This window comes from Salinisphaera sp. G21_0, assembly GCF_017744115.1.
GTDB lineage: Bacteria > Pseudomonadota > Gammaproteobacteria > Pseudomonadales > Endozoicomonadaceae > Endozoicomonas.
In genome coordinates this window covers 1-23511 of the sequence record NZ_JAGHQW010000072.1, presented here as the reverse complement: position 1 = coordinate 23511, position 23511 = coordinate 1, and the positions used below count along the sequence as shown (strand labels likewise).

Below are 23511 nucleotides of genomic sequence, written 5' to 3'. Positions count from 1 at the left end.
GCTGTTGCCCCTCGTGAACGCACAGAAAGACCAATTTATTCCTCAGCATATCGCCAACCTGCTGTGGGCCATGGCGAAACTGGTGGACAACGGCCAGAAGCAGACACCAGGGCTTAAAGGGGCCGTGGCCGTGCTGTTGCCCCTCGTGAACGCACAGAAAGCCAACTTTAAACCACAGGGTATCGCCAACCTGGTGTGGGCCATGGCGAAACTGGTCGACAACGGGCTGGAGCAGACACCAGATCTCAACGCGGCTGGGGCCGCGCTTTTGTCCCAAGTGAAGCCACAGAAAGCCAACTTTACCCCACAGGCTATCGCCAACCTGCTGTGGGCCATGGCGAAACTGGTGGACAACGGGCAGGAGTGGACAGCAGGGCTCAACGATGCAGTGGCCGCATTGTTGCCCCACGTGAACGCACAGAAAGACCAATTTATTCCTCAGCATATCACCAACCTGCTGTGGGCCATGGCGAAACTGGTGGACAACGGGCAGGAGCGGACACCCGGGGTCAACGAGGCCGTGGCTGCGCTATTGCCCCACGTGAACACACAAGAAGACCAATTTAATGCCCAGGGAATCACCAACCTGCTGTGGGCCATGGCGAAACTGGTGGACAACGGGCAGGAGCAGACACCAGAGCTCAACGAGGTCGTGGCCGCGCTGTTGCCCCACGTGATCGCACAAGAAGACCAATTTAATGCCCAGGGAATCGCCAACCTGCTGTGGGCCATGGCGAAACTGGTGGACAACGGGCAGGAGTGGACAGCAGGGCTCAACGATGCAGTGGCCGCACTGTTGCCCCACGTGAACGCACAGAAAGACCAATTTAGTCCTCAGCATATCGCCAACCTGCTGTGGGCCATGGCGAAGCTGGTGGACAGCGGGCTGGAGAAAACACCAGAGTTCAAAGATGCTCTGGCCGCACTGTTGCCCCACGTGCACGTACAGAAAGACCAATTTATTCCCCAGCATATCGCCAACCTGCTGTGGGCCATGGCGAAACTGGTGAAGAACGGGCAGGAGCAGACACCAGAATTCAACGAGGCCGTGGCATCGCTGTTGTCCCTCGTGAACGCACAGAAAGCTAATTTAAAACCACAGGAAATCGCCAACCTGCTGTGGGCCACGGCGAATCTGGGTGAGCTCATTGAGCTGAACGTGTTTACATCCACGTTCAAATCTCTTGTCTGCAGAATCAGTGAAAACCCTCAGTTCTCTCAGCAAGAGATACTGATGTCTCTCTGGGGAGTCATGGTATGCTGTGCCAGGTTGGCTCTGGACTCCAATGCCCATAAAAATAACGTGTGTGAAAAGCACATGGATGACCTGTTAACTCGCCTGGAAAATACATCGCCAGATAATGAAGAGGATCAATCCATCATGATCATGGCCGCAAGTTGGCTTGGCAGAGCCTGTCCGGTCGTTCGCGATTACCAGACAAACATTTCAAAAACCCAGGTCGACTTCCGTGATCAACTCAAATCATCTATTCCATCTTTGAGGATTGAAGAAGAAAAGAGTCTGAATTCATTACCTCCGGTTGACCTGCTACTGCCAGATCACAACATGGTGATTGAAGTTCAGGGACCGTCTCATTACGTGGGTGGTGATTTCAACACCAGGAATGGTTCGACTCTGCTGAAAATCGCACTGTTGCAAAAAGCAGGATTTGAGGTCATTGAAATTCCGGTTAACAGGCTCTCGAATCAGGATTCAATGAAACCATACATTAATCAAATAAAGACCAGGATAGGCTTCCCGCCACAGGAGCATGGCTCTGTATCACTTAAAAGAAGGCGGGCAGATGAGGCATACGTTACCGCTGATAAAGGCAGGCAACCCTCAGGTCATGGTTACTTAACCGCCGAAGAACATTCAGAAGTGCAAACCGGCAAACCAGGAAAGAGGAAAAGAACAACCAGCCAGTAAGTAGTTAACCAACATTCCAGCAAAATGAACTTCTGAAAAGAACCACAGTCTGCTTTTTATATTTCCATGAATTAATGAAATATAATTATGGATAGAAGCTATGCTGGTATCACTGGTCAATACACAAGATCAGGTAATGATAACAACCAACCGAAGGACCATGCCGCCTCTTCAAGGCGTGGGCGATATAGACACGCCCCAGTCAGACAATGGTGCCATCCCCCCCGCACAGCCCCGGGGCGTAATGAATCTTACTATTCTTCTGCCGCCTGCTCTTTTCAACATCTACAGCGCCGTTCAGTAAACCGCACTCAGGATTTTAATAACCTCATCAAACAGGAAATAATGGATGGTCTGGTGAATCAATCTGACCGGATCGGTCATCGCTATGATGGGAAGCATCACGGTCAATATGCCAGCTCAATTAAAAAATACACGTCAGCTGCTAAAAGACCGTTAAATCGAACTGAACAAAGCCACCTGATATGTTTTCTGCAAAATTTTACCGCAACGCCAAGCTGGAATTGGCGAAGCCTGACGACAACATTTCACTCATTTACTTCAGCTGGTGTTTTTACTCCTTATAACCCCATGGATGAGCGTGTCAAGCGTACTCAGGCTGCCTTATTGTCAACGCTGCTTGATGCAATCATATTCAAGTGCAACCAAAAACCTCAAGCCATGAATATTGATCCCCGGGGTGTCGTCAACCTCCTGTGGGCCATGGCGAAACTGGTGGACAACGGGCTGGAGCAGACACCTGAGTTCAACGGGGCCGTGGCCGCGCTATTGCCCCAAGTGAACGCACAAAAAAACTATTTTATTCCTCAGCATATCGTCAACCTGCTGTGGGCCATGGCGAAACTGGCGGACTACGGACAGGAGCAGACACCAGAATTCAACGGGGCCGTGGCCGCGCTATTGCCCCGCGTAAATGTGCAGAAAGCTAATTTTACAGCCCAGGGAATTGCCAACCTGCTGTGGGCAATGGCGAAGCTGGTAGACAACGGACAGGAGCAGGCACCAGGTTTCAAGGAAGCCCTGGCCGAGCTTTTACCTTATGTGAACAGACAGAAAGGCCAATTTACTCCTCAGCATATCGCCAACCTGCTGTGGGCCATAGCGAAACTGGTAGGCAACGGGCAGGAGCAGACACCAGCACTCAACGAGGCCGTGGCCGCGTTGTTACCTCTCGTGACCGCACAAAAAAAACAATTTATTCCTCAGCATATTGCCAACCTGCTGTGGGCCATAGCGAAACTGGTGGATAACGGCCAGGGACGAACACCAGTACTCAACGGAGCCGTGGCCGCGCTATTGCCCCACGTAAATGCACAGAAAGCCAACTTTACCGGTCAGGGTGTCGCCAACCTGCTGTGGGCCATGGCGAAACTGGTCAACGGTCAGAAGTGGGCACCGGGGCTCAAAGAGGCCGTGGCCACGCTGTTGCCCTGCGTGAACGTACAGAAAGCTCACTTTAAACCACAGGAAATCGCTAACCTGCTGTGGGCCATGGTGAAACTGGTGGACAACGGCCAGGAGCGGACACCCGAGTTCAACGAGGCCGTGGTCGCGCTGTTGCCCAGGGTAAAAGCACATAAAGACCGATTTAATGCACAGCCCAGTGCCAACCTGCTGTGGGCCATGGCGAAACTGGTGGAGAACGGTCAGCAGTGGACACCGGGGCTCAAAGAGGCAGTGACCGCGCTGTTGCCCCACGTGAAGGCACAGAAAGCCTGCTTTAAACCACAGGAAGTCAGCAACCTGCTGTGGGCCATGGCGAAACTGGTGGACAACGGCCAGAAGCTGACAGCCAAACTCAAAGAGGCTGTGGCCGCGCTGTTACCTTACGTGAACGCACAGAAAGACCAATTTACGCCTCAGCATATCGCCAACCTGCTGTGGGCCATGGTGAAACTGGTGGACAACGGCCAGGAGCAGACACCAGAGTTCAACGCGGCTGTGGCCGCGCTGTTACCTTACGTGAACGCACACAAAGCTAACTTTCAACCACAGGAAATCGCCAACCTGTTTTGGGTCATCGCGAAACTGTCGGACAACAACCAAGAGCGAACACCCGAGCTCAAAGAGGCCGTGGCCGCGCTGTTGCCCCACGTAAACGCGCAGCAAGCTCACTTTCAACCACAGGAAATCGCCAACCTTCTGTGGGCCGTGGCAAAACTGGGTGAGCTCGTTGAACTGAACGTGGTGACTTCTACGTTCGAATCGCTTGTCTACCGAATCAGTGAAAACCCTCAGCTCTCTCAACAAACCATATTAATGTCTCTATGGGGAGTAATGGCAGGCTGTGCCAGGTTGTCTCTGGCCTCCAATTCCAACAAAAATAACTGTCTTGAAGAACATATCAATGACCTGTTTTCTCGCCTGGAAGATACCTCCCCAGACAATGCAGAGGAACAATCCATCCTTGCCATGGCCACAAGTTGGCTTGGCAGAGCGTGTCCGCTGGTCCCCCATTACCCGACAATCATTTCAAAGCCTCAAACCGTCGTGTGCAATCAGCTGCAATCATGTATTCCCTCTTTGCGGATTGAAGAAGAAAAAAGTCTGAACTCACTGCCTCCGGTTGACCTGCTACTGCCAGATCACAACCTGGTGATTGAAGTTCAGGGTCCCTCTCATTACGTGGGTGGTGATTTCACCACCAGGAATGGTTCTACTCTGCTGAAAATCGCACTGTTGCAAAAAGCAGGATTTGAGGTCATTGAAATTCCGGTTAACAGGCTCTTGAGTCAGGATTTAATGAAGCCATACATTGATCAAATAAAGACCAGGATAGGCTTTCCGCCACCGGGGCATGGCTCTGTATCACTTAAAAGAAGGTGGGCAGATGAGGCATACGTTACTGCTGATAAAGGCAGGCAACCCTCAGATCACGGTTACTTAACCGCCGCAGAACATTCAGAGGAGCAAACCGGTAAACCGGCAAAGAGGAAGAAAACAAACAACCAGTAATTGCCTTCCTCCTATCATGACTCAAAAACCGTTTCACATTCCGGGAAAGAATGCCAGCGTTAAACACCTGTTGCCCATACATCTCGACCCGGATGATTTGAAAATAATGGATGGGAGGCATCAGGAGCAGATGAGTTTCTCCCACTACTTACATTTATCAACATTCCAGCAAAATGAACTTCTGAACAGAACAGCAGTCTGCTTTTTATATTGTCATGAATTAATGGAATATAGTTATGGATAGAAGCTATGCTGGTATCAGTGGTCCATACACAAGATCAGACAATGATTACCACCAACCGGATGACCAAGCCACTTCTTCACGGCGTGGACGATATAGGTATGCCACAGTCAGGCAATGGGATAACCCCTCCCGCAATGCCCCGGGGCGAAATGAATTTTACCATTCTTCTTTCACACGCTCTTATCAACATCTACAGTACCGTTCAGTAAACCCTGCTCAAGATTTCAATACCCTCACCAAACAGGAAATAATGGATGGCCTGCTGAGTAAATCTTATCGTTTCGGTGATCGCTATGATGGGAGAAATCACGGTCAATATGCCAGTTCAATTAAAAAATACACGTCAACTGCTAAAAGACCGTTAAATCGAACTGAACAAAGCCAGCTGATGCGTTTGCTGCAAAATTTCACAGCAACGCGGAGCTGGAATTGGCGAAGCCTGACGACAACACTGCACTCATTTACTTCAGCGGGTGTTTTTACCCCTCATAACCCCTTGGATGAGCGTGTCAGACTTACTCAGGCTGCCTTACTGTCAACACTACTTGATGCAATCATATTCAAGTGCAACCAAAAACCTGAAGCCAGCTATGTTGGTGCCCAGGAAATCGCCAACATGCTGTGGGCTATGGCGAAACTGGTAGACAGCGGGCAGGAGCGAACACCAGGGCTCAACGCGGCTGTGGCCGCACTGTTGCCCCACGTGAACGCACAGAAAGACCAATTTATTCCTCAGCATATTGCCAACCTGCTGTGGGCCATGGCGAAACTGGTGGACAACGGGCAGGAGCGAACACCAGGGCTCAATGAGGCCGTGGCCGCGCTGTTGCCCCACGTGAACGCACAGAAAACTAACTTTAAACCACAGGAAATCGCCAGCCTGCTGTGGGCCATGGCGAAACTGGTGGACAACGGGCAGGAACAGACACCAGCGTTCAACGAGGCCGTGGCCGCGTTGTTGTCCCGGGTAAACGTACACAAAGACCGATTTAATGCACAGGGTATTACTAACCTGCTGTGGGCCATGGCGAAATTGGTGGACAACGGCCAGCTGCGGATACCAGGGCTCAACGAGGCCGTGGCCGCGCTGCTGCCCTGCGTGAATGCACAGAAAGACCAATTTATTCCTCAGCATTTCGCCAACCTGCTGTGGGCCATGGCGAAACTGGTGGACAACGGGCAGGAGCGGACACCAGAGATCAAAGAGGCCGTGGCCACGCTGTTGCCCCACGTGAACGCACAGAAAGACCAATTTAATGCCCAGGGTATCGCCATCCTGCTGTGGGCCATGGCGAAACTGGTGGACAGCGGGCAGAAGCGGACACCAGCGCTCAAAGAGGCCGTGGCCGCACTGTTGCCCCACGTGAACGCACAGAAAGACCAATTTATTCCTCAGCATATCGCCAACCTGCTGTGGGCCATGGCGAAACTGGTGGACAACGGCCAGGAACGGACACCAGAGCTCAACGAGGCTGTGGCCGCGCTGTTGCTCCCCGTGAACGCACAGAAAGACCAATTTATTCCTCAGCATATTGCCAACCTGCTGTGGGCCATGGCGAAACTGGTGGACAACGGGCAGGAGCAGACACCAGGGCTCAAACAGGCCGTGGCCGCACTGTTGCACCACGTGAATACACAGAAAGCTAACTTTAAACCACAGGAAATCACCAACCTGCTGTGGGCCACGGCGAAACTGGTGGACAACGGGCAGGAGCGGACACTACAGCTGAAAGAAGCCGTGGCCGTGCTGTTGCCACAAGTGAACCCAGAGAAAGCTAACTTTAAACCACAGGAAATCGCCAACCTGCTGTGGGCCATGGCGAAACTGCTGGACAACGGGGAGGACAGGATACCAGAGCTTAACGCGGCCGTGGCCGCTCTGTTGCCACACGTGAACGCACAGAAAGATAACTTTAAACCACAGGGTATCGCCAACCTGCTGTGGGCCATGGCGAAACTGGTGGATAGCGGGCAAGAGCGGACACCAGAGTTTAACGAGGCCGTGGCCGCGCTGTTGCGCCACGTGAACACACAGAAAGCTAACTTTAAACCACAGGAAATCGCCAATCTGCTGTGGGCCACGGCGAAACTGGGTGAGTTCGTTGAGCTGAACGTGGTGACCTCTATGTTCGAATCGCTTGTTTACCGAATCAGTGAAAACCCTCAGCTCTCACATCAAGACATATTGATGTCTCTCTGGGGAGTAATGGTTTGCTGTGCCAGATTGTCTCTAAACTCCAATAACAATAACTGGCTTGAAAAGCACATGGATAAACTGTTTACTCGCCTGAAAAATACATTCCCAGACAATCCAGACAATAATGAAGAGGAACAATACGTTATTGCCATGGCCGCAAGTTGGCTTGGGAGATCATGCCCGCTCGTCCCCCATTACCAGACAATCATGTCAAAACCTCAATCCGACTTCCGCGATCAACTCCAATCATGCTTTCCCTCTTTGCAGATTGAAGAAGAAAAGAGTCTGAACTCATTGCCTCCGGTTGACCTGCTACTGCCAGATCACAACCTGGTGATTGAAATTCAGGGTCCCTCTCATTACGTGGGTGGTGATTTCACCACCAGGAATGGTTCTACTCTGCTGAAAATCGCACTGTTGCAAAAAGCAGGATTTGAGGTCATTGAAATTCCGGTTAACAGGCTCTTGAGTCAGGGTTTAATGAAGCCATACATTGATCAAATAAAGGCCAGGATAGGCATCCCGCCACAGGAGCATGGCTCTGTATCACTTAAAAGAAGGCGGGCAGATGAGGCATACGTTACTGCTGATAAAGGCAGGCAACCCTCAGATCATGGTTACTTGACTATCGAAGAACATTCAGAGGAGCAAACCGGTAAACCGGCAAAGAGAAAGAAAACAACCAGCCAGTAATCGCCTTCCTCCTATCATGACTCAAGATCCGTTTTCACATGCCGGGAAGGAATGCCAGTGTTGAACACCTGTTGCCCCGGATGATTTGAAAATAACGGGTTGATGGCATCAGGAGTAAATGTGCTTCCCCAACCGTTTACGTTTATAGACATTTCAGCGAAATGAACTTTTGAACAAAACAGCAGTCTGTTTTTTATATTTTCATGAATTAAAGAAATATAAAAATGGATAGAAACTCTGCTGGTATCAGCGGTCAATACACAAGATCAAATAATGATTACAACCGACCGGATGACCATGCCGCTTCTTCAAGGCGTGTGCAATATAGATATGGCACAGTCGAACAGTGGGATAATCCCCTCCGTACTACCCCGGGGCGCAACGAATTGTACCACTCTTCTGACGCATGCTCTTCTCAAAATCTAATGTTCCGCTCAGTGAACTCTGCTCAAGATTTCAATACCCTGACCAGACAGGAAATAATGGATGGTCTGGTAAGTAAATCTTATCGTTTCGGTGATCGCTATGATGGGAGAGATCACGGTCAATATGCCAGTTCAATTAAAAAATACACGTCAGTGTCTAAAAGACCATTAAATCGAGCCGAACAAAGTCAGCTGATACGTTTACTGCAAAATTTTTCCGTAACACGGAGCTGGAATTGGCGAAGCCTGACGACAACACTTCATTCATTGACTTCAGCGGGTGTTTTTACCCCTCATAACCCCATGGATGAGCGTGTAAAGCTTACTCAAGCTAACTTATTGTCAACGCTACTTGATGCAATAATATTTAACTGCAACCAAAAACCTGAAGCCAGGGATATTGATGCCCGGGGAATAGCTAACCTGCTGTGGGCCATGGCAAAACTGGTGGACAACGGGCAGGAGCGGACACCAGTGTTCAACGAGGCCGTCGCTACGCTGTTACCCCACGTAAATGGACAGAAAGCTAACTTTAAACCACAGGGAATCGCCAACCTGCTGTGGGCCATGGCGAAACTGGTGGACAACGGAAAAAAGCGGACTCCAGAGCTCAACGAGGCCGTGGCTGCGCTGTTGCCCCTCGTGCACGAACAGAAAGACCAACTTAATGCCCAGGGAATCACCAACCTGTTATGGGCCATGGCGAAACTGGTGGACAGCGGGCAGGGGCAAACACCAGAGTTCAACGAGGCCATGGCATCGTTGCTGCCCCTCGTGAACGCACAGAAAGACCAATTTATTCCACAACATATCGCAAACCTGCTGTGGGCGATGGCGAAACTGGTGGGCAACGGCCAGGAGCGTACACCAGAGCTCAACCTGGCCGTGGCCGCGTTGTTGCCCCTCGTGCACGAACAGAAAGACCAATTTGATGCCCAAGGTATCGCCAACCTGCTTTGGGCCATAGCGAAACTGGTGGACAACAGGCAGCACCGGACACCAGGGCTCAAAGAGGCCGTGGCCGCGCTGTTGCCCCTCGTGAACGCGCAGAAAGACTCATTTATTCCTCAGCATATTAGCAACCTGCTGTGGGCCATGGCGAAACTGGTCGGCAGCGGGCAGGAGCGGACACCAGAGTTCAACGGGGCTGTGGTCGCTCTGCTAGCCCACGTGAACGCACAGAAAGCTAATTTTAACCCACAGGAAATCGCCAACCTGCTGTGGGCCATGGCAAAACTGGTGGACAACGGGCAGGAGCCGACACCAGAGCTCAAAGAGGCAGTGGCTGCGCTGTTGCCCCATGTGAACGCACAGAAGGACCAATTTGATGCCCAGGGTATCGCCAACCTGCTGTGGGCCATGGCGAAACTGGTGGACAACGGGCACGAGCAGACACCAGAACTCAACGAGACCGTGGCCGCACTGTTGCCCCTCGTGAACGCACAGAAAGACCAATTTAATCCTCAACATATTGCCAACCTGCTGTGGGCCATGGCGAAACTGGTGAACAACGGGCAGGAGTGGACACCATGGCTCAAAGAGGCCGTGGCCGCGCTGTTGCCCCATGTAAACGCACAGAAAGCCAACTTTAAACCACAGGAAATCGCCAACCTGCTGTGGGCCATGGCGAAACTGGTGGACAACGGACAGAAGTGGTCACCAGGGCTCAACGATGCCGTGGCCGCGCTGTTGCCCCACGTGAACGCACAGAAAGCTAACTTTAAACCACAGGGTATTGCCAATCTGCTGTGGGCCATGGCGAAACTGTTGGACCACGGGCAGGAGCAGACACCAGAGCTCAAAGAGGCCCTGGCCACGCTGTTGCCCCTCGTGAACGCACAGAAAGACCAATTTAATGCCCAGGCTATTGCCAACCTGCTGTGGGCCATGGCGAAACTGGGTGAGCTCGTTGAGTTGAACGTGGTTACATCCACGTTCGAGTCGCTGGTCTACCGAATCAGTGAAAACCCTCAGCTCTCTCAGAAAGCCATATTGATGTCTCTCTGGGGAATAATGGTCTGCTGTGCCAGGCTGTCTCTGGTCTCCACTGTCAATAAAAATCACATGCTTGAAAAGCACATGGATGACCTGTTTAACCGTCTGGAAAATACATTCCTGCACAATGAAGAGGATCAACGCACCATTGCCCTGGCCGCCAGTTGGCTTGGCAGAGCCTCTCCGGTGGTCCCCCATTACCAGACAATGATTTCAAAACCTCAATCCGACTTCCGCGAACAACTCCAATCCCACATTCCATCTTTGCAGATTGAAGAAGAAAAGAGTCTGAATTCACTGCCTCCGGTTGACCTGCTACTGCCAGATCACAACATGGTGATTGAAATTCAGGGACCGTTTCATTACGTGGGTGGTGATTTCAACACCAGGAATGGTTCGACTCTGCTGAAAATCGCACTGTTGCAAAAAGCAGGATTTGAGGTCATTGAAATTCCGGTTACCATGCTTTGGAATCAGGATTTAATGAAACCATACATTGATCAAATAAAGAACAGGACAGGCTTCCCGCCACGGGGGCATGGCTCCGTACCACTTAAAAGAAGGTGGGCAGATGATTCATACGTTAATGCTGATAAAGGCAGGCAACCCTCAGATCATTTTTACTTAACTGCTGAAGAACATTCAAAAGAGCAAACCGGCAAACCAGCAAAGAGGAGAAAACAACCAGCCAGTAATCGCCTTCCTCCCATCATGACTCAAGAGCCGTTTTAACATGCCGGGAAAGCATGTCAGTGTTGAACACCTGTTCTTAGGGTAGACATTAAGCGTCTACTCCCCTCTTCGGGAAGTTAAAGATGGAACCACGAAGGACACGGTGTGATACGAGAGCAGAGTCGGTCTGCTCGTAACTGCAATTGAGATGGAGGTGGGCCCTCCGGTGGCGGCTTCTGGAAGCAGCCATCAAACCACCGTAAGCTGCTCCGGTAAAGAGCCGGTGTGGTGAGCGTTACGGAAAAGGCGCAGCATGACTGTGTCAGGTATGAGATCAGGAGATGAACGCAAGTGAACCACTGATGACGCCTCGAAACGTGGTCTGATGACATCAAAAACGAGGGGCGTGTTCACCTCGTGAAAAGTTCAGGGGAAATCCTGTTACTGCCTGAACGGTGTCCGGGGTATAGGTGGCATGAACTGATTTCAGGCTCTTTTGTGGAACGTGGGAGTCTGTCTTTCTGGTGTTAAGGGAGCCAGCCAGGCAGCTGAACTGTGGAGGCTGTGAGTACCGATACAGAGCACAGAGGAGGACCAGTCCGGTGTAGTGATGAAGCCTCTGTAATGGAGGTGGAGCGAAAGGACTGGCTTATCCGGTTGAAGCAACAGATCAACCGTCGTTTATTGATTGGGATGAGTCTGATGTCTGAAACAAAACCGTTCACAATTTCGAAACAGCTTGTATATCAAGCTTGGCGGAGAGTGAGAGCGAACAAGGGGAGTGCCGGACTTGATGATCAGTCAGTGACTGACTTCGAGGCTAATCTTGGCAGGAACCTGTACATGCTATGGAATCGAATGTCGTCGGGAAGCTACTTTCCTCCCCCCGTCATGCGTGTGGAAATCCAGAAGAAGGATGGAGGCACGAGACCGCTGGGAGTGCCGACAGTAGCGGACCGCGTAGCCCAAACGGTGGTGAAAATGATCGTTGAGCCAGTAGTGGAACCTGTTTTCCATGAAAACTCCTACGGTTACCGGCCAAACCGGTCAGCACATCATGCGCTGACTATGGCTCGGAAACGTTGCTGGCACAGAGACTGGGTAATTGATCTGGAGATCAAGGGCTTCTTTGACAATCTGGATCATCAGCTGGTCATGCGAGCAGTGGAGCACCATATCAGGGATCGTTGGTTTTTGCTGTACATCAAACGTTGGCTCGAAGCTCCGGTAATGGATGGAGATAAAATTGTTGAGAAAGAGGAAGGAAAAGGTTCGCCACACGACTGCATGGATGCAGGAGGTAGGGCAATGCAGGAGCAATTGCCGAGGGTGGAGTGATTAGCCCGCTGCTGGCCAACCTGTTCATGCATTATGCATTTGATCACTGGCTGACACGTAATATCAGAGGAGTCTGGTTTGAGCGTTACGCTGATGATGCATTAATCCACTGTCGTACCAGGGAAGAAGCTGAATTTGTTTTGGAAGCTGTCCGAGACCGTTTACTCGAGTGTGGTCTTACACTGCATCCAACCAAGACAAAGCTGGTGTATTGCAAGGATAGCAACAGGCAAGGGGAGCATGAAAACATGACTTTCGATTTTCTCAGCTACACCTTCCGACCCAGATTGATCCGAAATCGATATGGAAAGTTCTTTGTGAGCTTCCTTCCGGCAGTCAGTAGAGCAGCAGTTCAGGACTTTCGGAATAAGATTAAGGGCCTTGAAATCCCAACGAAGAAAAGAGGCTGTGGTCTTTTGAAATTGCCAGAGAAATAAATCCACGAGTGCGGGGGTGGATAGGCTACTTCGGTAGATTCTATGCATCGATGGCTGAAAATGCCCTTTACTATGTGGAAGATACCTTGGTGCGCTGGGCTATGGGTAAATACAAGAAATTGAAGGGGCGCAAGGCTAAAGCTGGCCGATGGCTGGCGAGCATTGCAAAGAGAGTCCCGATGTTTATGGTTCACTGGCAGATATGTCAGAAACCAGCGGTTGGGTAAGAAGAGCCGGATGAGGGGAGACTCTCAAGTCCGGTTCTGTGAGCGCCTGAGGGGGTGGTTCCCTTGGGCGACTCGACAAGAGCACAAAGAAGAGATTTTCTTTTCCCTCGTGCTCTTTGTGTCCTTCGTGGTTCCATTCAAAAGCCATAAAAATAGCGGGGTAAGCTTAATGTCCACCCTAAGAACACCTGTTACCCATACATCTTCTCCCGGATGATTTGAAAATAATGGATGGGTGGCATCATGAGTAGATGTATTTCCCCAACTGTTTACGTTTATAAACGTTTCAGCAAAATGAACTTCTGAACAAAACAGCAGTCTGCTTTTTATATTTTCATGAATTAATGAAATGTAATTATGGAAAGAAGTTCTGCTGGTACCAGTGGTCAATACGCAAGATCAAATAATGATTACAACCAACCGAATAACCATGCCGCTTGTTCAAGGCGTGTGCAATATAGACATGGTACAGTCAGACAGTGGGATAATACCCCACGCACTACCCCGGGGCGTAATAAATTTTACCGTTCTTCTGACGCATGCCCTTCTCAACATCTACAGCGCCGTTCAGTAAACCTTGCTCAAGATTTTAATGCGCTCATCAAACAGGAAATAATGGATGATCTGGTGAGTAAATCTTATCGTTTCGGTCATCGCTATGATGGGAGGCATCACGGTCGATATGCCAGTTCAATTAAAAAATACACGTCAGCTGCTAAAAGACCGTTAAATCGAGCGGAACAAAGCCAGCTGATGCGTTTGCTGCAAAATTTTACCGCAACGCGGAGCTGGAATTGGCGAAGCCTGACGACAACAATGCACTCATTGACTTCAGCAGGTGTTTTTACCCCTCATACCCCCATGGATGAGCGTGTAAAGCTTACTCAAGCTAACTTATTGTCAACGCTACTGGATGCAATAATATTTAACTGCAACCAAAAACCTCAAGCCAGAGACATTGATGCCCGGGGAATCGTCAACCTGCTATGGGCCATGGCGAAACTGGCGGACAACGGGCAGAAGCGGACACAAGAGTTCAACGAGGCTGTGACCGCACTGTTGTCCCATGTGAACACACAGAAAGACCTATTTAATGCTCAGGGTATCACCAACCTGCTCTGGGCCATGGCAAAACTGGTGGACAACGGGCAGAAGCGGACACCAGGGCTCAATGAAGCCGTGGCCGCGCTGTTGCCCCACGTGGACGCACAGAAAGCTCACTTTAAACCACAGGAAATTGCCAACCTGCTGTGGGCCATGGCAAAACTGGTGGATAACGGGCAGGAGCAGACACCAGGGCTCAACGGGGTCGTGGCCGTGCTGTTGCCCCTCGTAAACATACAGAAAGACCAATTTAAGGCCCAGGGCATTACCAACCTGCTGTGGGCCATGGCGAAACTGGTGGACAACGGACAGGAGTGGACGCCAGGGCTCAAAGAGACCGTGGCCGCGCTGTTGCCCCGCGTGAACGCACAGAAAGGCCAATTTAATGCCCAGGGCACTACCAACCTGCTGTGGGCCCTGGCAAAGCTGGTGGATAACAGGTATGAGTTGACACCAGGGCTCAAAGCGGCCGTGGCCGCTCTGTTGCCCCACGTGAACACAAGAAAAAACCAGGTTATTCCTCAGCATATTGCCAATCTGCTGTGGGCCATGGCAAAACTGGTGGACAATGGGCAGGAACAGACACCAGAACTCAATAAGGCCGTGGCCGCGCAGTTGCCCCACGTGATCACACAGAAAGCTAACTTTACCCCACAGGAAATCACCAACCTGCTGTGGGCCATGGCGAAACTGGTGGACAACGGGCAGGAGCAAACACCTGAGTTCAACGGTGCCGAGGCCGCACTGTTGCCCCACGTGAGCGCACAGAAAGCAAACTTTACACCACAGGGTATCACCAACCTGCTGTGGGCCATGGCGAAACTGGTGGACAACAGGCAAAAGCGAACACCGGAGCTCAACGAGGCGGTGGCTGCGCTGTTGCCCCACGTGAGCGCACAGAGAGCAAACTTTACACCACAGGGTATCACCAACCTGCTATGGGCCATGGCAAAACTGGTAGACAACGGGCAGAAGCAGACACCAGGGCTCAAAGAGACCGTGGCCGCGCTGCTGCCCCTCGTGAACGCACAGAAAGCCCAATTTATTCCTCAACATATCGCCAACCTGCTGTGGACCATGGCGAAACTGGTGGACAACGGGCAGGAGCAGACACCAGGGCTCAAAGAGGCCGTGGCAGCGTTGTTGCCCCACGTGAACACACAGAACGCTCACTTTAAACCACAGGAAATCGCCAGCCTGCTATGGGCCACGGCGAAACTGGTAGATAACGGGCAGGAACGTACACCAGAACTCAAAGAGGCTATGGTCGCCCTGCTACCCCACGTAAACAGACATAAAGCTCACTTTAAACCACAGGAAATCGCCAACCTGCTCTGGGCCACGGCGAAACTGGTGGACAAAGGGCAGGAGTGGACACCGCAACTCAAAGAGGCCGTGGCCGTGCTGTTGCCACAAGTGAACTTAGAGAAAGCTCACTTTAAACCACAGGAAATCGCCAACCTGCTGTGGGCCATGGCAAAACTGGTGGATAGCGGGCAGGAGCGGACACCAGAGCTTAAAGAGGCCGTGGCCGCGCTATTGCCCCACGTGAACGCACAGAAGGACCAATTTGATGCCCAGGGTATCGCCAACCTGCTGTGGGCCATGGCGAAACTGGTGGATAGCGGGCAGGAGCGGACACCGCAGCTCAAAGAGGCCGTGGCTGCGCTGCTGCAACACGTGAACGTACAGAAAGACCTGTTTAACGCCCAGCATATCGCCAACCTGCTGTGGGCCATGGCGAAACTGGTGAGCAACGGGCAGGAGTGGACTCCAGAACTCGAAGAGGCCGTGGCCGCGCTACTGCTCCTCGTGAACACACAGAAAGGCCAGTTTAATGCCCAGGGTATTGCCAACCTGCTGTGGGCCATGGCGAAACTGGGTGAGCTCGTTGAGCTGAACGTGGTTACCTCTATGTTTGAATCGCTTGTTTACCGAATCAGTGAAAACCCTCAGCTCTCTCAGAAGTCCATATTGATGTCTCTCTGGGGAGTGATGGTTTGCTGTGCCAGATTGTCTCTGGACTCCAATAACAATGACTGGCTTGAAAAGTACATGGATGACCTGTTTACTCGTGTGGAAAATATATCCTCAGACAATGAAGACGATCAACGCATCATTGCCATGGCCGCAAGTTGGCTTGGGAGAGCGTGCCCAGTCGTCCCCCGTTACCAGACTACCATGTCAAAACGTCAATCCGACTTTCACGATCAACTCCAATCATGCTTTCCCTCTTTGCAGATTGAAGAAGAAAAGAGTCTGAACTCATTGCCTCCGGTTGACCTGCTACTGCCAGATTACAACATGGTGATTGAAGTTCAGGGGCCCTCTCATTACGTGGGTGGTGATTTCAAAACCAGGAATGGTTCCACTCTGCTTAAAATCGCACTGTTGCAAAAAGCAGGATTTGAGGTCATTGAAATCCCGGTTAACAAGCTTTTGAATCAGAATTTAATGAAACCATACATTGATCAAATAGGAACCGTTTTCACATTCAAGTAAAGTTCTACCAGCGTTGAAGACCTGTTGCCCCTGAATTTCGCCCCGGATGCTTTGAAGATAACGGATGGGTGACATCAGGAGCAGATGAGTTCCTCCCACTGATTACATTTATCAACATTCCAGCAAAATGAACTTCTGAACAGAACAGCAGTCTGCTTTTTATATTCTCATGAATTAATGAAATATAGTTATGGATAGAAACTCTGCTGGTATCAGTGGTCAATACACAAGATCAAATAATGATTACAACCGACCGGATGACCATGATTCTTCATCAAGGCGTGGGCGATATAGACATGCCACAGTCAGGCAATGGGGTCATCCCCCCGGCACAGCTCCGGAGCGCAATGAATTTTACCATTCTTCTGCTGCACGCTCTTCTCAATATTTACAGCGCCGCACAGTAAACCCTGCTCAGGATTTTAATAGCCTCATCAAACAGGAAATAATGGATGGTCTGGTGAATCAATCTGATCGGATTGGTCATCGCTACTTGATGCAATAATATTTAACTGCAACCAAACACCTGAAACCAGGGATATTGATGCCCGGGAAATCGCCAACCTGCTGTGGGCCATGGCGAAACTGGGCGAACTCATTGAGCTGAACGTGGTAACCTCCACGTTTAAATCGCTGGTCGACCGAATCATTGGCAACCCTCAGTTCTCCCAGCAAGCGATATTGATGTCCCTTTGGGGAGTAATGGTATGCTGTGCCAGGTTATCTCTGGTTCCAAATACCAGTAAAGGTCACGTGCTGGAAAAGCACATGAATGACCTGTTTATTCGCCTGGAAAATACCTCCCCGGACAATGAAGAGGATCAACGCACCATTGCAACGGCCGCAAGTTGGCTTGGGAGACCGTGTCCGTTCGCCCCTCATTACCGTGCAAACGTATCAAAACGTCAATCCGACTTCCGCAATCAACTCCAATCATGCATTCCATCTTTAAGGATTGAAGAAGAAAAGAGTCTGAATTCATTACCTCCGGTTGACCTGTTACTGCCAGATCACAACATGGTGATTGAAGTTCAGGGACCGTCTCATTACGTGGGTGGTGATTTCAACACCAGGAAGGGTTCGACTCTGCTGAAAATCGCACTGTTGCAAAAAGCAGGATTTGAGGTCATTGAAATTCCGGTTAACAGGCTTTGCAATCAGGATTTAATGAAAGCATATATTGATCAAATAAAAACCAGGACAGGGATCCCGCCACAGGGGCATGGCTCATTAATCAACAATCCAGCAAAATGAACTTTTGAACAAAACAGCAGTCTGCTTTTTATATTTTCATGAATTAATGAAATATAATTATGGATAGAAGCTCTGCTGGTATCAGTGGTCAATACACAAGATCAAATAATGGTTACAACCGACCGAATGACCATGCCTCTTCCTCAAGGCCTGGACGATATAGACATGCCACAGTCAGGCAGTGGGGTCATCCCCCCCGCACAGCCCCGGAGCGTAATGAAAATTACTGTACTTCTGCTGCACGCTCTTCTCAATATCTACTGTACCGTTCAATAAACAATGCTCGAGATTTTAATGCTCTCATAAAACAAGAGATAATGGATGGTCTGGTGAGTAAATCGGAACATTTCGGCCATCGCTATGATGGGAGAAATCACGGTCTATATGCCAGTTCAATTAAAAAATACACATCAGCAGCTAAAAGACCGTTAAATCGAGTGGAACAAAGCCAGCTGGTGCGTTTGCTGAAAAATTTCACAGCAACACGGAGCTGGAATTGGCGAAGCCTGACGACAACACTGCACTCATTTACTTCGGCGGGTGTTTTTACCCCCCATAACCCAATAGATAAGCGTGTTAAGCATACTCAAGTTGCCTTATTGTCAACGCTACTTGAGGCAATAATATTCAAGTGCAACCAAAAAGCTCAAGCCAGCTATATTGATGCCCAGGGTGTCGCCAACCTGCTGTGGGCCATGGCGAAACTGGTGGACAACGGACCGGAGCGAACACCAGAGTTTAACGAGGCCGTGGCCAGCCTATTGCCCCACGTGAACGCACAGAAAGCGCACTTTAAACCACAGGAAATCGCCAACCTACTGTGGGCCATAGCGAAACTGGTGGACAATGGGCAGGAGCGGACACCAGAACTCAACGAAGCCGTGGCCGCGCTGTTACCCCACGTGAGTGCACAGAAAGATCAATTTATCCCTCAGCATATCGCCAACCTGCTGTGGGCCATAGCGAAACTGGTGGACAATGGGCAGGAGCGGACACCAGAACTCAACGAAGCCGTGGCCGCGCTGTTACCCCACGTGAGTGCACAGAAAGATCAATTTATTCCTCAGCATATCGCCAACCTGCTGTGGGCCATGGCAAAAGGGGTGGACAACGGGCAGGAACGGACGCCAGAGTTCAATGAGGCCGTGGCCGCGCTGTTAGCCCACGTAAACACACAGAAAGCTGACTTTGCACCACAGGGTATCGCCAACTTACTGTGGGCCATGGCAAAACTGCTCGACAACGGGCAGGAACGGACGCCAGAGTTCAATGAGGCCCTGGCCGCGCTGTTACCCCACGTAAACGTACAGAAAGACCAATTTAATCCTCAGAATATCGCCAACCTGCTGTGGGCAATGGCGAAACTGGAGGACAACGGGCAGGAGCAGACACCAGGGCTCAATGAGGCCGTGGCCGCACTGTTGCCCCTCGTGAACGTACAGCAAAACCGATTTATTCCTCAGCATATCGCCAACCTGCTGTGGGCCATGGCGAAACTGGTGGACAACGGGCAAGAGCAAACACCAGAGTTTAACGAAGCCTTGGCCGCGCTGTTGCCCCACGTGAATGCACAGAAAGACCAATACATTCCTCAGCATATCGCCAGCCTTCTGTGGGCCATGGCGAAACTGGTGGACAACGGGGAGTCGACATCAAGACTCAACGAGGCCGTGACCGCGCTATTGCGCCAAGTGAACATACAGAAGGCTAACTTTAAACCAAAGGAAATCGCCAATCTGCTTTGGGCCACGGCGAAACTGGGTGAGTTCGTTGAGCTGAATCTGGTGACATCTATGTTCGAATCGCTTGTTTACCGAATCAGTGAAAACCCCAAGCTCTCACAGCAAGACATATTGATGTCTCTCTGGGGAGTCATGGTTTGCTGTGCCAGATTATCTCTGGACTCCAATAACAATAACGGGCTTGAAAAGCACATGGATGACCTGTTTATTCGCTTGGAAAATAAATCCCCGGACAATGAAGAGGGTCAACGCACCATTGCCACGGTCGCAAGTTGGCTTGGGAGACCGTGTCCGTTCGCCCCCCATTACCATGCAAACGTTTCAAAACGTCAATCCGACTTTCGCAATCAACTCCAATCATGCATTCCATCTTTGCGGATTTTAGAAGAAAAGAGTCTGAATTCATTACCTCCGGTTGACCTGCTCCTGCCAGATCACAACATGGTGATTGAAGTTCAGGGACCGTCTCATTACGTGGGTGGTGATTTCAAAACCAGGAAGGGTTCGACTTTGCTGAAAATCGCACTGTGGCAAAAAGCAGGATTTGAGGTCATTGAAATCCCGGTTATCATGCTTTGGAAGCGGGATTCAATGAAACGATGTATTCATCAGATAAAGGTAAGGGTAGGCATCCCGCCACAGGGTCATGGCTCTGTATAACTTAAAAGAAGGTGGGCAGATGAGGCATAGGTTACTGCTGATAAAGGCAGGCAACCCTCGGATCACGGTTACTCCCCAACCGTTTACGTTTATAGACATTATCAGCAAAATGAACTTTTGAACAAAACAGCAGTCTGCTTTTTATATTTCATGAATTAAAGAAATATAAATGCATAGAAACTCTGCTGGTATCAGTGGTCAATACACAAGATCAAATAATGGTTACAACCGACCGGATGACCATGCCGCTTCTTCAAGGCGTGTGCAATATAGACATGGCATAGTCGAACAGTGGGATAATCCCCTCCGCACTACCCCGGGGTGCAACGAATTTTACCACTCTTCTGACGCATGCTCTTCTCAAAATCTAATGTTCCGCTCAGTGAACTCTACTCAAGATTTCAATGCCCTCATTAAACAGGAAGTAATGGATGGACTGGTGAGTAAATCGGGCCGTTTCGGTCATCGCTATGATGGGAGAGATCACGGCCGATATGCCAGTTCAATTAAAAAATACACATCAGCGGCTAAAAGACCGTTAAATCGAGCGGAACAAAGCCAGCTGATGCGTTTGCTGCAAAATTTCACAGCAACGCCAGGCTGGAATTGGCGAAGCCTGACGACAACACTGCACTCATTTACTTCAGCGGGTGTGTTTACCCCTAACCCCATAGATGAGCGTGTTAAGCGTACTCAAGTTGCCTTATTGTCAACGCTACTTGAGGCAATAATATTCAAGTGCAACCAAAAAGCTGAAGCCAGCTATATTGGTGCCCAGGGTGTCACCAACCTGCTGTGGGCCATGGCGAAACTGATAGACAGCGGGCAGGAGCAAAAACCAGGGCTCAACGAAGCTGTGGCCGCACTGTTGCCCCACATGAATGCACAGCAAGACCAATTTAATGCCCAGGGTATCGCCAACCTGCTGTGGGCCACGGCGAAACTGGTGGACAACGGACTGAAGCGGACACCGGTGCTCAATGAGGCCGTGGCCAGGTTATTGCCCGACGTGAACGTGCAGAAAGATAACTTTAAACCACAGGAAATTGCCAACCTGCTGTGGGCCATGGCGAAAATGGGGGAACTCATTGAGCTGAACGTGGTGACATCCACGTTCGAATCGCTTGTCTACCGAATCAGTAACAAGCCTCAGCTCTCTCAACCAGACATATCGATGTCTCTCTGGGGAGTCATGGTATACTGTGCCAGATTGTCTCTGGCCTCCAATACCAACAACATTAACGTGCTTGAAAAGCACATGAATGACCTGTTTACTCGCCTGGAAAATACATTCCCGGACAATGAAGATGATCAATCCATCCTTGCCCAGGCCGCCGTTTGGCTTGGCAGAACGTGTACTGTCGTACCCCATTACCCGACAAACATTTCAAAAACCCAGGTCGACTTCCGCGATCTACTCCAATCATGCATTCCATCTTTGCGGATTGAAGAAGAAAAGAGTCTGAACTCATTACCTCCTGTTGACCTGCTTCTGCCAGATCACAAGCTGGTGATTGAAGTTCAGGGACCGTTTCATTACGTAGGTGGTGATTTCAAAACCAGGAGCGGTACGACTCTGCTTAAAATAGCACTGCTGCAAAAATCAGGATTTGAGGTCATTGAAATTCCGGTCAACAGGTTTTTGAATCAGGATTTAATGAAACCATACATTGATCAAATAAAGACCAGGACAGGCTTCCCGCCACAGGGTCATGGCTCTGTATCACTTAAAAGAAGGTGGCCAGATGCGGCATACGTTACTGCTGATAACGGCAGGCAACCCTCTGATCACGGTTACTTGACTGCCGAAGAACATTCAGGGGAGCAAACAGGCAAATCAGGTAGAAAAAGGAAAAAACACAACCAGTAAGCTCTTCCCTAACGTCATGACTCAAGCACCATTTTCACATTCAAGTAAAGTTCTACCAGCGTTGAAGACCTGTTGCCCCTGAATTTCGCCCGGATGATTTGAAGATAACGAATGGTTGGCATCAAGAGCAGATGCGTTTCTCCAACGGCTTACATTTCCTAACGTTTGCCTCATATGCCCACCCGATTTTATAGGATACAGAACCATGGGCCTGTGGCGGGATGTCCAGCCTGGTCTTTATTTCATCAATACATCGTTTTATTGAATCCGGGTTCAAAAAGGTGTTAGTGGGGATTTCAATGACCTCAAATCCTGCTTTTTGCAGCAGTGCGATTTTCAGCAGAGTCGAACCATTCCTGGTTTTGAAATCACCACACACGTAATGAAAGGGTCCCTGAATTTCAATAATAATATTGTGGTCAGGCAGTAGCAGATCAACCGGAGGTAATGAGTTCAGACTCCTTTCTGCTTCAATTTTTAAAGAGGGAATAGATGATTGAAGTTGATCGCGGAAGTCGGTTTGATGTTTTGAAATGCTGGTCTGGTAATGGGGGACGATGGGACACGCCCTGCCAAGCCAGCTTGCGGCCATGGCAATGAGGGATTGTTCCTCTACATCGTTTGGGGATGCATTTTCGAGGCGAGTAAACAGGGCGTCCATGTGCTTTTCAAGCAAGCTGTTTTTATTGGTATTGGCATTGGCATCTGGACAGAGCCTGGCACAGCATACCAATACTCCCCAGAGAGACATCGATATATCTTGCTGAGATAACTGAGGGCATTGACTGACTTGGTAGAGAAGAAGTTCAGACGTGGATTTAACCACGTTCAGCTCAACGAGCTCACCCAGTTTCGCCATGGCCCACAGCAGGTTGGCGATACCCTGAGGAATAAATTGGTCTTTTTGTGCGTTCACGTGGGGCAGCAATGCGGCCACAGCCTCTTTGAGTTCTGGTGTCTGCGCCTGCCCGTTGTCTACCAGTTTCGCCATGGCCCACAGCATGTTGGCAATTTCCTGGGGTTTAAAGTTAGCTTTCAGTGCCTTCACATGGGACAGCAGCTTGACTACGGCCGCTTTGAGCTCTGGTGTCTGCGCCTGCCCGTTGTCCACCAGTTTTGCCATGGCCCACAGCAGGTTGGCGATACCCTGAGGAATAAATTGGTCTTTTTGTGCGTTCACGTGGGGCAGCAATGCGGCCACAGCCTCTTTGAGTTCTGGTGTCTGCGCCTGCCCGTTGTCTACCA

The 23511-nt window shown here is 50.3% G+C and carries 13 protein-coding genes; 12 read left to right on the top strand and 1 reads right to left on the bottom strand.

Annotated features, from left to right (window positions below):
* From J7439_RS22605 to J7439_RS22550, 12 genes are all read left to right on the top strand, one after another.
* On the top strand, positions 1-1930 hold a 1930-nt coding region (locus tag J7439_RS22605), incomplete at its 5' end, for an RAP domain-containing protein (RefSeq protein ID WP_209204315.1).
* Between the two features lie 87 nt (positions 1931-2017).
* Positions 2018-4906, top strand: a complete 2889-nt coding sequence (locus tag J7439_RS22600; RefSeq protein WP_209204314.1) for an RAP domain-containing protein — start codon at positions 2018-2020, stop codon at positions 4904-4906.
* A 236-nt stretch (positions 4907-5142) separates the two neighbouring features.
* The gene (locus J7439_RS22595) at positions 5143-8040 is read left to right on the top strand and encodes a DUF1601 domain-containing protein (RefSeq protein WP_209204313.1); all 2898 of its coding nucleotides are present in this window, start codon (positions 5143-5145) and stop codon (positions 8038-8040) included.
* Positions 8041-8264: 224 nt separating this feature from the next.
* Complete coding sequence (locus J7439_RS22590) at positions 8265-11192, top strand: RAP domain-containing protein (protein ID WP_209204312.1); 2928 nt, start codon at positions 8265-8267, stop codon at positions 11190-11192.
* A 702-nt stretch (positions 11193-11894) separates the two neighbouring features.
* A complete protein-coding gene (locus tag J7439_RS27595) occupies positions 11895-12470 on the top strand; it encodes a reverse transcriptase domain-containing protein (RefSeq protein ID WP_209204311.1) in 576 nt (191 codons plus the stop codon).
* A 26-nt stretch (positions 12471-12496) separates the two neighbouring features.
* Positions 12497-12907: a reverse transcriptase domain-containing protein gene (locus tag J7439_RS27590; RefSeq protein ID WP_209204310.1), complete on the top strand. Its 411-nt coding sequence runs from the start codon at positions 12497-12499 to the stop codon at positions 12905-12907.
* A gap of 8 nt (positions 12908-12915) precedes the next feature.
* Positions 12916-13134, top strand: a complete 219-nt coding sequence (locus J7439_RS27585) for a group II intron maturase-specific domain-containing protein (protein ID WP_209204309.1) — start codon at positions 12916-12918, stop codon at positions 13132-13134.
* A gap of 357 nt (positions 13135-13491) precedes the next feature.
* Entirely contained in the window at positions 13492-16740 is a 3249-nt protein-coding gene (locus J7439_RS22570; RefSeq protein WP_209204308.1) for an RAP domain-containing protein, read from the top strand.
* Positions 16741-16930: 190 nt separating this feature from the next.
* The gene (locus J7439_RS22565) at positions 16931-17245 is read left to right on the top strand and encodes a hypothetical protein (RefSeq protein WP_209204307.1); all 315 of its coding nucleotides are present in this window, start codon (positions 16931-16933) and stop codon (positions 17243-17245) included.
* A gap of 71 nt (positions 17246-17316) precedes the next feature.
* The gene (locus J7439_RS22560; protein WP_209204306.1) at positions 17317-17994 is read left to right on the top strand and encodes an RAP domain-containing protein; all 678 of its coding nucleotides are present in this window, start codon (positions 17317-17319) and stop codon (positions 17992-17994) included.
* 59 nt (positions 17995-18053) lie between these two features.
* Complete coding sequence (locus J7439_RS22555) at positions 18054-20396, top strand: DUF1601 domain-containing protein (protein ID WP_209204305.1); 2343 nt, start codon at positions 18054-18056, stop codon at positions 20394-20396.
* Positions 20397-20565: 169 nt separating this feature from the next.
* Positions 20566-22266, top strand: a complete 1701-nt coding sequence (locus tag J7439_RS22550) for an RAP domain-containing protein (RefSeq protein ID WP_209204304.1) — start codon at positions 20566-20568, stop codon at positions 22264-22266.
* A 121-nt stretch (positions 22267-22387) separates the two neighbouring features.
* Here the strand turns inward: J7439_RS22550 and J7439_RS22545 are convergent.
* A partial coding sequence (locus J7439_RS22545; RefSeq protein ID WP_209204303.1) for an RAP domain-containing protein occupies positions 22388-23511 on the bottom strand: 1124 nt, incomplete at its 5' end.